The 12,433-nt window shown below is 42.1% G+C and carries 10 protein-coding genes; 5 read left to right on the top strand and 5 right to left on the bottom strand.

Features of this window, described 5'->3' with window-relative positions; translation table 11 throughout:
* Positions 1-40 precede the first annotated feature (40 nt).
* The 4 genes from PN470_RS15240 to PN470_RS15225 form a co-directional block, all read right to left on the bottom strand.
* Positions 41-718, bottom strand: coding sequence for a Uma2 family endonuclease (locus PN470_RS15240; RefSeq protein ID WP_103112229.1), 678 nt, complete (start codon positions 716-718; stop codon positions 41-43).
* A 277-nt stretch (positions 719-995) separates the two neighbouring features.
* Complete coding sequence (locus PN470_RS15235; RefSeq protein ID WP_271936558.1) at positions 996-2,141, bottom strand: glycosyltransferase; 1,146 nt, start codon at positions 2,139-2,141, stop codon at positions 996-998.
* Positions 2,142-2,331: 190 nt separating this feature from the next.
* Entirely contained in the window at positions 2,332-3,282 is a 951-nt protein-coding gene (locus PN470_RS15230; protein ID WP_002774912.1) for a glycosyltransferase family 10 domain-containing protein, read from the bottom strand.
* 17 nt (positions 3,283-3,299) lie between these two features.
* Complete coding sequence (locus PN470_RS15225) at positions 3,300-4,316, bottom strand: Npun_R2821/Npun_R2822 family protein (RefSeq protein ID WP_271936561.1); 1,017 nt, start codon at positions 4,314-4,316, stop codon at positions 3,300-3,302.
* A 316-nt stretch (positions 4,317-4,632) separates the two neighbouring features.
* Between PN470_RS15225 and PN470_RS15220 the strand changes: the two genes are divergently transcribed.
* Together PN470_RS15220 and PN470_RS15215 are read left to right on the top strand one after the other, a co-directional pair.
* The gene (locus tag PN470_RS15220) at positions 4,633-5,568 is read left to right on the top strand and encodes a glycosyltransferase (RefSeq protein ID WP_272104756.1); all 936 of its coding nucleotides are present in this window, start codon (positions 4,633-4,635) and stop codon (positions 5,566-5,568) included.
* Positions 5,569-5,577: 9 nt separating this feature from the next.
* Positions 5,578-6,771, top strand: a complete 1,194-nt coding sequence (locus PN470_RS15215) for a glycosyltransferase family 2 protein (protein ID WP_193977457.1) — start codon at positions 5,578-5,580, stop codon at positions 6,769-6,771.
* A gap of 70 nt (positions 6,772-6,841) precedes the next feature.
* Here the strand turns inward: PN470_RS15215 and PN470_RS15210 are convergent, their stop codons facing one another.
* The gene (locus PN470_RS15210) at positions 6,842-7,798 is read right to left on the bottom strand and encodes a glycosyltransferase (RefSeq protein WP_002732381.1); all 957 of its coding nucleotides are present in this window, start codon (positions 7,796-7,798) and stop codon (positions 6,842-6,844) included.
* 189 nt (positions 7,799-7,987) lie between these two features.
* Between PN470_RS15210 and PN470_RS15205 the strand changes: the two genes are divergently transcribed.
* From PN470_RS15205 to modB, 3 genes are all read left to right on the top strand, one after another.
* The gene (locus tag PN470_RS15205) at positions 7,988-8,932 is read left to right on the top strand and encodes a hypothetical protein (protein WP_002753562.1); all 945 of its coding nucleotides are present in this window, start codon (positions 7,988-7,990) and stop codon (positions 8,930-8,932) included.
* Between the two features lie 743 nt (positions 8,933-9,675).
* Positions 9,676-10,473 carry a molybdate ABC transporter substrate-binding protein gene (gene modA / locus PN470_RS15200; protein ID WP_272104757.1) on the top strand — a complete coding sequence of 266 codons (798 nt, stop codon included), beginning with the start codon at positions 9,676-9,678 and terminating at the stop codon, positions 10,471-10,473.
* A gap of 3 nt (positions 10,474-10,476) precedes the next feature.
* A complete protein-coding gene (gene modB, locus PN470_RS15195) occupies positions 10,477-12,315 on the top strand; it encodes a molybdate ABC transporter permease subunit (protein ID WP_271936566.1) in 1,839 nt (612 codons plus the stop codon).
* Positions 12,316-12,433: the final 118 nt, after the last annotated feature.

The following is a 12,433-nucleotide window of genomic DNA, read 5'->3' as shown; positions in this document are numbered from 1 at the left end:
CAGCAAACCTGATCGATCGGAGGGCGCAAGCTTTGCGCCCCTACAGTAACCGATTTTGTCCACAATGTAGGGGCGAACTGCGTTCGCCCAAAAGGTACATTATCAAAGCGCAAGTCCCAAATGCTTTTACTAACTCTAGGTAATCCAATGTCTCAGCTTGTTGTAAAAATATAGCAATCTCTGAAATAGGAATATTTATAAAAAATTGACTGGTTGGGGAGGTGATATAACTGCCATTTTGTAATTGTTGGATAACCAGAGATTCCCCATTATAAACCCAAACCTCTGCCACGCCTAGATCTGCATAAACCTGAAGGCGATTTTGAGAACTGCTGGTGACATCAATTTCTATGACTAAATCCGGCGCTGGGTCTTCATTTAAGTCCAGTCGCTTTTTCCCCCGAACCGCCTCAATATTATCAATATAAAAACATTCATCGGGTTCTGCACCGCTTAATTGAGGGCGTTTAAAGGTGGTAGAACCGAGGGGATAAATCGGGACTGCTGATTCTTCCGCTAGGGTTTTGACAAAGCGACCGATGAAGGTTTTACTAAATTCGTGTCCGGTCGAAGGAGCCATGATTTCTAAATTGCCACGATTGTAGGTCAGCCGGAGACGGCGATCGCTCATTTCTGCGAGCAGCGTTTCGTAGGTTTTCCAGCTAATCCCGGACAGGTGAATTATTTCAGCCGGTGGTGCGAGCAGTGTTACAGTCATAGATTCAAGCAAAAATCCCCTGCTTCCATTTTAGAATACTGATCAATATAGCGCGCCTCTCGTTTTGGCCGATCACTTATGGAGTAAAACTCATCTTAAAATAGAGGAGGAAAAACTACGGGTCTCAACTTAGTTGGGGTTTAAAGTTCAAGGTTTTATAGTTTTTGACAGCCCTAAGCATTAATAATCATTGCACCAGTGAGATGATCCCGACGAAACGCCTGTGGACTTGGGATGATGTAGCCACATAGTATGTGCAAGCGTTAGAATCTCTTGCCTAGGTTTCGGAAACGTTGTCAGAGAAATAATTATCTAAAAATTGACTGATTTCCCTTTGAAATTTCTCTGATGAAAAAAGAGACTTTTGATGGGAGAGGGACATTAAAAGCTCTTCCTGTTTCTTTTCATTACTAATTACTGCAATAATCTTTTCTACTGCTTCTTCCATACTGTTAAATTGCAATTCTGTATTGTGCTTACCGACGATTTCAGTTTGACCTCCTATTTTCTGTACAAAGGGAATGATATCTGCTCTCACCATTTCGGCTACGGAGATACCAAACTGGTCTTTCTTGGGATGGATACCATACCTACATTTGTACAGTATATTACAATAATCTGCATAGGGAAGATCCTTATACAGTTGAATCCAGTCGGAATTTTCTGCTACCAATTGTTCAATATAGTGTTGATACTTTTTATTAAAAGCTCCCCCAGCTCCCCCAGTTATATGGAGTTTGATGGAAAATCCTCTCTCCCGCACTGCTTTTAAGACTTTAATGCCGAAATCTGGACTTTTATCTACTGTTAACCTACCGCTAATTACAAAAGCATTCTCTTTTTGCTCCCGAGCAATATCCTTAACGGGAATGACCACTGGGGGATAGATAACGGTACTATCAAGCCCGTAAACTTCTTTGACTGCTTTGGCTACATCAAAAGAGTTAGAAATAGACAGATTCTTTTTGAGGTTATCTACAGAAAAATTGGAGATATTTAGGTAGGGCATATTCTGGTGTATTTTACCACCTTCAAGGACTTTAACCCAATGGATATATTGGATTCCTGGTACGCCTAGATCGGCCGCATTACAAGCTGATAGCACCAAGGAATAATTTTTGGCTCTTTCTTTTAAATAACGCAGGCTTAAATGAATGGATATCTGCCGAAAATGAGGATTATTACTGATGAGAAACTCTGAGATGTCTTGCCAACTTTTAGGTAATACAGAAACAACTTTAACTTCTTTGGGAGTGAGGGATGTTTCATACAACTTATTTAGCTTTTCCCAGTCTGGATAGTAAAGGGTAAAAAGAGTTAAGTCATATTTTTCTTTTAAGGCTTCTAGTATCCAGAGAGCCACAGATTCAGCACCTCCTCCCATAAAATAGGGCATATAGACTCCAATAGTTTTTTTCAGCATTTTTTAACCATCAATATAGGAAAGAGTTGTTTTAAAAATTGGTTGGCTCTCTTGTTTATCCTGTACTCAGGAAAACACCTTCTGTCCCTACCGTCCCAGTTTTCGTCCTGATTTAGGAGCATTCATAGTTGCGGCTAATAGGCATCATATAGAACAATTTGCCAACAAAACCGAAGAGAACCATTGGCATTTAGGATACCACGAAATTAGAGAGCCAGTTAAGTAGATTCAGCTCGTACAGGATAACTTGTCTCGCTTCGGCAATCGCTTCTTTCGCTTCGTGCCAAGCATCCAAACTAGAAGTGACCTCTCGCAAATAATCAACTCCTTTTTGATCCAAACTGGGCAGGCGTAAGAAACTTTTCGGTGGCAATAGTTTCTCTGCATCCGCTCCACCGTAATAAATAGGTAGACACCAAGCTAATAGCGGATCCCAGAGCTTTTCGCTGATATACCACCTACTCTGTGCGTAGTTTTCTATGGCCAGATTGTAGTAGTAGGGAGCTAGGACATTCCATTTATTTTGTACCGAGCCTCTCGAACCCGTCCAGTCCGGCAAACCTCGCCCATAAAAATCGAAAGGAAGTTCGTTATCTTTGATTAGCTGCATAAAGGACAAACGGTGGCGATGATTGGCTGTGCGGGTAGTTCCAGAGGTAATCCAAGAGCAGAGGCGAATTTTTTCCGGACAGGGCAAATCGGCCAGATCCCGAAAGCTGTTGCTTATGTGCCAGTCGGCAGGCATATAGTATGGTTGAGGCGCGTAATCATCCGGACCTGATACATAGCCACAATACTCGCTGGCGATGCGGTAATTTTCCAGATTGGTCGATAACACTTCTGGTAAGGGCGGTTCTCTTAAGAGATAGATAATGCGTTCCTTGGGAACTCTCCCCAAAATAGATGGAAGTGCCTGCTGTGGCTTTGCTGGTTTTTTGAGCCAATTTTTCCAGCCGCCTTGCTCTTTCTTTGGTTCCGGAAAATCAAACTGATAAAGTAACAAGTAATCTGGCTCAGGAGCGTTAGCTTGCATGGAAATATTACCCCAAACTCCCATGGGATAAGGAGTTTGTTTCCATAGCCAATCTCCCTGATTTAAATTGGGATAGCTGCTGAGCATACCTACTATTTTTTCTGTCACAAATTAACCTCTTGTTATTAGTTAGAAAAAACTTTACGGGCTATTCTCTGTAATTTTTCCTTCATTCTTTTTCCTAAACTTTTAGGTTGATTGTACCAGACAGGACTGGATTTAAATTGAGGATAATTTTCAGGTTCGTAGAGATAGCGATAATATAAAAATAAACTGCGATAGGGAAAATCTATATTTTCTCCCTGGCAACATCTAGTAAAGAAACTGCTTGAAATCCCAATATAATGAAGGTAAATTAACCTATATCCTTTATCATACAATAAATTATCTTTTTCGACAAATTTGGGATCGGTAACGCAGTTACCTACTCTCTTTTCTGGAGGAGTATTTAAAGCATAATTGTATATAGAAGTACCTGTTCTCATCATCATGTAGTTTAGAAGAGGTTGATCCACTGCCATGGGATAGATAATCTCTGACTCTCCTGAACGCAATTGTTCCAGAATCCAATTTCTCTTTTCTTCCTCAAATAAGTTTTTTTTAGAAGCATAGATTCCTGAACAGAAAATCTCTTTTTTGATCCGTTCTTCGGAGAATATTTTCAGTAACCTTGGCGAACTAACTTCATAGACGTGCGAGGGATCTTTATACTGATAATCGTAGACAACACAATCATAATCGTCTAGCTTTTCCCAGAAATAGTCTATGGGAGATAAAAGTAAGGTATCCGCATCCATATAGACAAATCGGTCAAAGGGGCCGTCAAAGGCACAGTAGCGACGATGGGTACCAAAACGATGATAGCCATTGCTTCCCGCTTGCTCCCACCTGATGCGGGCTGTAGGATGGGAATCCCAGGCTGCTTTGGCAAAATTATCCCACCTCTCCATCGACTCCCGCTCGCGATACAGTTCAACTTGGGGGCGTTGAGCGATTAACTTGGCAATTTCCTCGGTTTGGTCATCGTAGGGGTAGACACAAACTGGTAAGTCTTTTCCCCCATTCGCCTCAATGCTATTCAGCAGAGCCACTAGCTGATCGTAAACCCGATCGTTAGCCAAAGTACAGATTCCGTTGCTCATAAGTTTTTACTGCTCCCATCTAAAAATATTTATATCACAGTTAACCGATTTAGAGACCGGCTCCGGCAAGACCTAGCAACGAATTAGGTTGAGATATTGCCTGTCCTTAGAGTCCTCGTGGCTTGAAAGGAGGGAACAGGAAAGGAACAAAATACTAACTTTATCCTTGGCGGTGAAATTGTTGTATCTTGACGGACTTGTAGCCCTGGCCACAATTTACTTGACCGTAAGCGTTGAGGATTTTCCTTTTCCCTGAGATTGACAAGAAAAGTTTCCCTGAGTAGAATAGCGGAAACTCCTTGATAAATCTTAACCCATGAAGACGCTTGGAAAAGTAGGTATATACTGTTTAGCTAATGATCAGGTTTTGGAATGGATGATTCCTTTCTTAGAAAGTCTCAAGGCCTATGAGCCTGAATGCCCTCTATATGTTATACCTTTTAATGATAATATATCCCAACTAAGTAAAATTTCTCAGAAATACAATTTCAATTTTTATCGCGATATAAACTTGGAGCTATTAGATGGAGTGGGAGCAAAAGTAAGGGGTATCGACGATATACATAATCACAGATTTCGTATTTTTTCCATCTTCTGGGGACCCCTAGAGCATTTTATCTTTCTAGATTCTGACATTATTGTTTTAGATAGCTTGCAAGAGCTGTTCCGAACCTATATCAACTCTGAATTAGAATTTATGTACTACTATAGGGGTATATTCGATCAGGTCTATAAAGAGGGGGAGTTTAGAGATAAAATGATCCGAGAGCATAGGGCAAATGGTTTCAACGCAGGCTCTTTTATATCTTCCCGGGGAGCTTTTAGCCTAGATGATATTCAAGAGTTGGCTGAACAAGCAGCCACAATCAGACAGCATTTTGCTGATAATTGTATTGTCCAGCCTTTTGTCAACTACTGTGTGGATATTAAGGGGCTGAAAACCCAAGCCATTACTGAGGCTATCCCCGATCTAGGCTCCGAGTGGGCAAAATTCAAGATAGAGTTTGCCGATAATACTCACAAGGTAAATGGGAAAAGAATACTATATACCCACTGGGCAGGCTTTGGTCACGGGCCAAATATGCCCAATCGCGATCTGTTTCTTAAGTACAGGCTGAAGAATTTATCTTGGCCTTGGCGCTGGCAATATGTGATCCGCGATCACCTGACCACAATTTTCCGCACTTGGAAAAGTAGGCTAAGTAAAAAACTCAAAGGTTTATTAGGCAAACCCGAGACTAAACCCCTATGAGTGCAAGATATGCTAGAGAACGATCCCATTTTTGAGCTCGGCAAAGTTTCCGTATTAATTCCCTGTTATCAGCATGGACACTTACTTGCTCAAGCAGTGGAATCTGTTTTGAGACAATCTTATCAAAACTATGAGATAATTATTGTCAATGATGGCTCCACCGACAACACCCATCAGGTAGCCCAAGAATATACCCAGAAATATCCCCAGCGGATTAAGTATTTATATCAAGAACAACAGGGGCAAGTAGCGGCCAGGAAAAACGGCAGCGCTTTGATCAGGGGCGAATTTCTAATCACTTTAGATGCCGATGATCTGCTCGCTCCGTCAATGATGGCCAAGTGTGTAGAAAGCTTAAGCAAAAACCCTGAAGCAGCCGCTGTGGCCTCTAACGTTTGGATGATGGCGGAAGATGGCCAGACTATACTAGGCCAGCTCGATCAAAGTGAAGTTCCTAGCTGGCCCAATATTCTGGAGCACAATACTTGGGGGGGGATTGCGGGCATTATGATCCGCTCCCAGTCTCTGCAAAAAGTAGGCTGGTTCAATTTCGATGGTACTGCGGGGGGTGAAGACTGGGATATCTGGATTCGCTTCGCCAGATCCCGTCAGAAATTGCTGCATATACCTGATTTTTTAGCTCAATACCGTCAGAATTGTAGCTCTCATAGTCGGCAAGGACTCAGGGTCTTAAAAGGGATATTACAGGTTTTGGATTGCTTAACCAAGGAAGATCCGCGCCTGATTCAGCTAGAAAACGTCCATCCCCCCATTGATATTTCTTACTACAATCAACTCCGTAATCGAGCCGTTTTTTTTAACTATGGTGTCGCCTTAGCGGCGGCAGAAGGTGAGGAGACTCTCCAAGATATCTTGCAATACTTTGTGCCATCTGATTTAGATTTAGAAACTCTAGCAACTGCCTATATTAAGGGGCTCATTTTCGTCAGTCGAGTGCAAGGAAACACTAACATTTTTTGTCCAGATTTTCAAGATGATGCCTTAGGCAATGCGCTAAGTTACCTAGAAAATAAAATCTCTGAAGATACGGCCAAGTTGTTGAGGATTAAGATAGCAGAAAATTTAATCACGCAAATTCAAAGATCTACCAAAAATTCTAATCTATTCAAGAGTAAAATAAAAACTATCCTGATTAAAATTAAGCAAAAGTTATCAGCTCTGGCAAACCTAAATAAGACGTAAACAACTCCTCTGCCGATTCCTAAAGAGAGGGTATAAGAACTGACTTCAGGCTAAGGAAAACCCCTATAGATCAAATATTTTCTGACTTAATACCCACTGCTTGTAAATCTCTATTGTAGTCCGTCTTTAATCCTCCCCCTAAAAACAGCCTAACTTTCTCAGAAATCCTCGTCCACTTTACCGCTAAAGTAACCAAGACCACCTTGATCCGATCGCTTTGGTTGGGAATTCTGGCATCTTTGTAGATAGCCAGAAGATCGTTCAGGTTAGGCCAATCTCGCCAAATATCACCGATTAAGCCCCGGAAACGGTTTAAATTAGACCGATGGGGGTAACTGATTAAATTGATCTGATGCAATCCCCCCATGACCCTTATGGTTCTAGACCTTAAGGAAGGCCAAGTTTTGCGAGCAGGATGTTTGACTAGGGCTTTTGGGGCATAAACTACTTGATAACCTGCGCTACTAACTCGCCGTCCCCATTCTAAATCTCCTCCCGAGGGAAGAGAGAGATTGAAAAATCCTACGGTTTCAAAAATCTGTTTAAAAGTAAAAATATTAGCAGTTGCGCCAAATTTCATCTTCGTAACTAATTCTTCTTGGGGTAAAGCTGTAATCATCTCAAAAAGCTCAACCGCGTTGGCTTTGCCTTCGATTTCGGGAAAAACCTCAATATGACCTGCAACCAAACCACAATTAGGAGTATTGACCAAATCCTCTACCCCCTCTCTCAGCCAGTGGGCATCGGGAAGGCAGTCAGCATCAGTAAAAGCAATGATTTCACCCCGGCATTCCCTAATCCCCGTGTTGCGGGCAGCAAATTGCGTGGGGATGGTTTCTACCAGATAAGAGGCTCGAGGAAATCGAGCCACGCAATCTTTAATGCTATCATCGGGCCCGTTATCGACAACAACGATCTCCCAATCGTCCGTAGGATATATTTGTCGCTCAAGAGCTTCTAGGCAAGTTTTCAGACCCTCTACATCATTAAAAACAGGAATAATAATTGAGACAAAGGGGAAAGTCATAAAATACTTAGAGATCAATCGTCCCAGTTGGGCATCTTCTAAAAAATTACCTCACAAATCCCAGTCTTGTCAACTAACTCTATAAGACTAGGAACTGGGGTGGGGTTTAAACTGCCAAAAGGGGTAAAAAAGCTGTGAAGATGTTATAATAAGCCCCGTCCCGTATCTAAATGGTTAGAGGCAAGATTAATGGCATCTCCTACTTGTTCGCTTTGGTTTTTTGTAGCGCGGACTGACTTACCATTTATGATGCTTACTATCCCCCATATAGTTAAGATGTGTAATTTTCCCTTTCAAGAAAAAGTGTTAGCCATAGACACGGCTGCTTTGAGTGGGGAAAAAGTTGATCGTCCTGGTATTGGTACGATGGAAGACTTACGCCAATGTGCACAAACTTTGCTGCACAAGGGTGTGGTTGACCGGATTGTAGATTTTAATTACGATTCCAGGTATCAAGAACGATTATATCTAAAACATTTCGGCAGTGCCATAAAACCTACTCATAACTATAAAGGCTATCCGATCCTTGGCTCGATTTTTAAGATAGAAGAATGTCAGAGTGACTATCTGCTGCATTTTGATAGCGATATGATGATGTACCAAGAGCCAGGCTACAAATGGATTGCTGAAGGAATTGATCTGATGGAAGCAAATCCTCGGATTATGTTTGTCCGTCCTATGACAGGACCGCCCACCTCTGATGGTAAGTTTTTTGAATCAGATACGGGCAAATTAAATCCTCAAGGTTTTTATGAATTTAAATATTTTGGAAGTCGCCTATATTTGCTCAAATGTAACCGGTTTGATGAGTTATTACCCCTGCCTATCATCTGGTATAATGAATATCGGCAGCAGTTTGTAAAAAATTGGCCAGAAGGGATGAAAACAGCCCTAAATATCTGGACTGGAAAGGGAAAATTAGATTCTTGGGAAATTATGGTTTCTGAGAAGCTCAAACAGACGGATTATCTGAGGATTAACCTCACCAACCCTAGAGCTTGGAGTCTACACCCGAAAGAGAGAAGCCCTGCTTTCATCGCAGCTTTACCATCAATTATTGCTAGGATAGAAAGGGGCGATTTTCCAGCCAAACAAGCGGGATTTTATGATTTAATTTTTGACCTGTGGGTTTAGCTCTGAATCATCCCAAGGCTATCAGAACATTAAATTGCGGTTCTTCGGTTTGTCTGATGCAATGTACAGGATTATAAGGAATGAAACTCTTATAGAGAAAGGCATTCAGCGATTTTTGTCAATTGTTTTTTATCTAGAGGGAACTAATCAATTAAGTCTCTTGCCAGATAAGGATTTAGTCGATTTATGCCCCCCTATCGAACCATAACAAGTAACGAAGAGCCGAATAATTTGACGTGCTGTCACCCATTTTACCTTAGCTGACAATAAGTACCTAAGCAAAATTAATTACACACATCTAACCCCCCCTTGCCTTTTGCCTTTTGCCTTTCTTCACTAGGAAATTTATTTTGCACGACTACTTAATTATAAATTTTTATTTCCCTTGAATTCCCTATTCTAAAAACAGAACTATCTTCCTGAATTAACCCCGTTCGTTCTCAGCCAATCCCTTTGATTGCTTGAGTATTTATAATTAATTTGTCCCACCAGTTGTTTTTTTTGTGATCGCCTGTCCCTGAAAAATAGTCACTTTCTACTATATTTTGCCTTCCAAAATCGGGGTTAATGCTCTATTTATTTCAAAATGAGAATTGCTGGATATTCAGCCAATTCTACTTATCCTGACTTCCCACACCCCACACCCTAGGAAAAACTTTTTGCCGCAAACCCTAGATACAGATTTTGGGCGGTGGATTGGTTGTGATAGAAATATAAATATCGATCGCTTGCTATCAATCTTGATGAAAAGACGATATTTTCTGGCTTTTATCGGCTCAATTGTCCTTAGTTGCTTATTATCTCTAGGAATAAACCTTTTTTCATCTACTATCGCCACCGCGCAAACCCAGACAATTCTAATTTCTGCCGCCGCTAGTCTCAAAGATGCCCTAGAAGAAATCAAGCCGGGGTTTGAAAAAGCCCATAGTAACATTAAAGTTAATTATAACTTCGGTGCGTCGGGAGCTTTGCAACAGCAAATTACACAAGGTGCGCCGGCCGATGTTTTCCTCTCGGCTGCCACTAAGCAAATGGACGCTTTAGCAAAAGCTGGTTTAATCGATACAACTACCAGAAGAAACCTGCTCACTAATCGCCTAGTTTTAATCGTTCCCAAGAATTCCGCCCTAAAAATCAGCGATTTTCCTTCCCTGACTAACAGTAATGTCCAAAGAATTGCCGTGGGTGAACCGCGCAGCGTTCCCGTCGGTCAGTACAGTGAAGAAGTTCTGAAAAATCTCGGCATTTTAGAGCAAATAAGAGCAAAACTGGTCTTTGCCAACTCTGTCCGTAATGTTCTCGCCGCCGTAGAGACTGGTAACGCCGATGCTGGCATTGTTTACCTCACCGATGCCAAAATTTCCGACCGGGTAAAAGTAGTGGCTACGGCTGCCAATAATCTCCATTCTCCGATTATTTATCCCATAGCTGTGATTAAAGCCAGTAAAAACCCGCAAGCTGCCAAGACTTTCGCCCAATATCTCACCAGGGCAGCCGCTAAAAACATTTTTGAAAAATTCGGCTTCGGAATAGCCAGATAAACAATGCCAGACTTTTCCCCCCTATGGATATCCCTGAAAACCGCCACCATTGCCCTGATAATCATCTTTTTTCTCGGTGTTGCCGCCGCTTATTGGATGTTAGGCTATCGTGGACGGTGGAAATCCCTAATCGAGGCAGTTTTCGTCGCACCCCTAATCTTGCCCCCGACGGTGCTAGGCTTCATTTTACTGCTCCTATTCGGCAAAAACGGATCCTTAGGACAGTTATTAGACCTATTTAACTTTCGCATCGTTTTTACTTGGTATGCCGCCGTTATCACCGCGACGGTGGTAGCTTTTCCCCTGATGTACAAAACCACCCTCGGCGCTTTTGAACAGGTGGATGCCAATCTTTTACAGGTTGCCCGCACCCTAGGAGCATCGGAAGGGAAAATATTCTGGCGCGTACTTTTGCCCCTCTCCTTCCCCGGGGTATTAGCAGGATTAACCCTAGCTTTTGCCCGCGCTTTGGGGGAATTTGGGGCGACTTTGATGTTAGCCGGTAATATTCCGGGGCAAACTCAAACTATCCCGATGGCGATTTTCTTCGCTGTGGAAGCAGGAGCGATGACTGAGGCTTGGATATGGGTGTTTATTATCATATTAATCTCCCTATCGGGTATTATCGCCGTTAATCTCTGGCAAAGTCAACGCAAACAGCAATTAGGACGACTGGGAGAAAGCAAACCTAACGAGATGGAGGACTGGCTGCCACCCTGGGAGGGTCGCGATTTTGCCCTTTTAGCAGCTGAAAATCAGCATTATAGGGATAAAATAGGCTTATTTGTCGATATAGAGAAATGTTTACCCGGTTTTAACCTCTCAGTCACTTTTAACTGCCAAAATCAGCCATTAGGACTATTAGGGGCTTCGGGTTCGGGAAAAAGCCTGATTTTGCGATCGCTGGCTGGGGTAGAAACGCCCTCAAGGGGCCGTATTGTCTTAAATGGTCGCATTCTCTTCGATTCCGAAAAGGGAATTAATCTCCCCAGTCGTCAGCGTCGTATCGGTTTTGTGGTGCAGAATTATGCTCTTTTTCCCCATCTCACTGTAGCAGAAAATATCGCTTTTAGTCTCCCGAAAAACTTATCTAAAAAAGTTATTAAACAGCAGATTGCCAACCAATTGGAATTAGTGCAGTTACCCGGCATGGAAAACCGTTATCCCCATCAATTATCGGGGGGACAACAGCAACGGGTCGCCATCGCTCGCGCTTTAGCTAGTCGTCCGGAAGCTTTATTATTAGATGAGCCTTTTTCTGCCCTTGATACCCATCTACGCGCTCAATTAGAACGTCAGATGATCAAAACTTTAAGTAATTACGATGGCGTGACAATTTTTGTTACCCATAATATGGATGAAGCTTATCGAATATGTGAGAATTTATTAGTTATGGAAAAAGGGCGAGCAATTGCTAATAATTCTAAACAGAAAATTTTTGAGCGACCAGATAGCGTTAGTTTGGCCAAGATTACCGGCTGTAAGAATTTTTCCCGTGCTGTAATTATTAATAATCAACAATTGGAGGCCATTGATTGGGATGTTAAATTACACACCATCCCCGGAATTCCCGACTATTTAGCTTATACGGGAATTCGCGCCCATCAAATTATTTTTGGTCGAGATTTAAGCGATATTAATACTTTTCCCTGTTGGTTAGCTAATGCCATTGAAGGATCCCATCGGGTGACTCTCTATCTGAAACTTAATCAACCCTCCAACCATGACAGAGATTTTCATATCCAAGCAGAGTTATATAAGGATAAATGGTTAGAAATTAAGGAGCAAGCTTTGCCTTGGACTGTTACTTTATCTCCCCAGCGTTTATTGTTATTAAAATAAACAGAGATTTTGATGCTAAGTAGGTAGGTGTAAAAATTTTCAGACACCCCCCTTATCAAGGGGGGCAGGGGGGATCGGCACCCCCTTATCAAGGGGGGCAGGGGGGATCGGCACCCCC

Source organism: Microcystis sp. CS-574, from assembly GCF_028329095.1.
Taxonomy (GTDB): Bacteria; Cyanobacteriota; Cyanobacteriia; order Cyanobacteriales; family Microcystaceae; genus Microcystis; species Microcystis ichthyoblabe_A.
The sequence above is the reverse complement of the archived record's forward strand: the minus strand, read 5'-3'. Positions and strand labels throughout refer to the sequence as shown.

Excerpts from the sequence above, each read along its gene's own strand:
- modA (WP_272104757.1), top strand. The coding sequence starts at position 9,676 with ATGAAAAGACGATATTTTCTGGCTTTTATCGGCTCAATTGTCCTTAGT.
- PN470_RS15225 (WP_271936561.1), bottom strand. The coding sequence starts at position 4,316 with ATGAGCAACGGAATCTGTACTTTGGCTAACGATCGGGTTTACGATCAG.
- PN470_RS15215 (WP_193977457.1), top strand. The coding sequence starts at position 5,578 with ATGCTAGAGAACGATCCCATTTTTGAGCTCGGCAAAGTTTCCGTATTA.
- PN470_RS15235 (WP_271936558.1), bottom strand. The coding sequence starts at position 2,141 with ATGCTGAAAAAAACTATTGGAGTCTATATGCCCTATTTTATGGGAGGA.
- PN470_RS15220 (WP_272104756.1), top strand. The coding sequence starts at position 4,633 with ATGAAGACGCTTGGAAAAGTAGGTATATACTGTTTAGCTAATGATCAG.
- PN470_RS15210 (WP_002732381.1), bottom strand. The coding sequence starts at position 7,798 with ATGACTTTCCCCTTTGTCTCAATTATTATTCCTGTTTTTAATGATGTA.
- PN470_RS15240 (WP_103112229.1), bottom strand. The coding sequence starts at position 718 with ATGACTGTAACACTGCTCGCACCACCGGCTGAAATAATTCACCTGTCC.
- PN470_RS15205 (WP_002753562.1), top strand. The coding sequence starts at position 7,988 with ATGGCATCTCCTACTTGTTCGCTTTGGTTTTTTGTAGCGCGGACTGAC.
- modB (WP_271936566.1), top strand. The coding sequence starts at position 10,477 with ATGCCAGACTTTTCCCCCCTATGGATATCCCTGAAAACCGCCACCATT.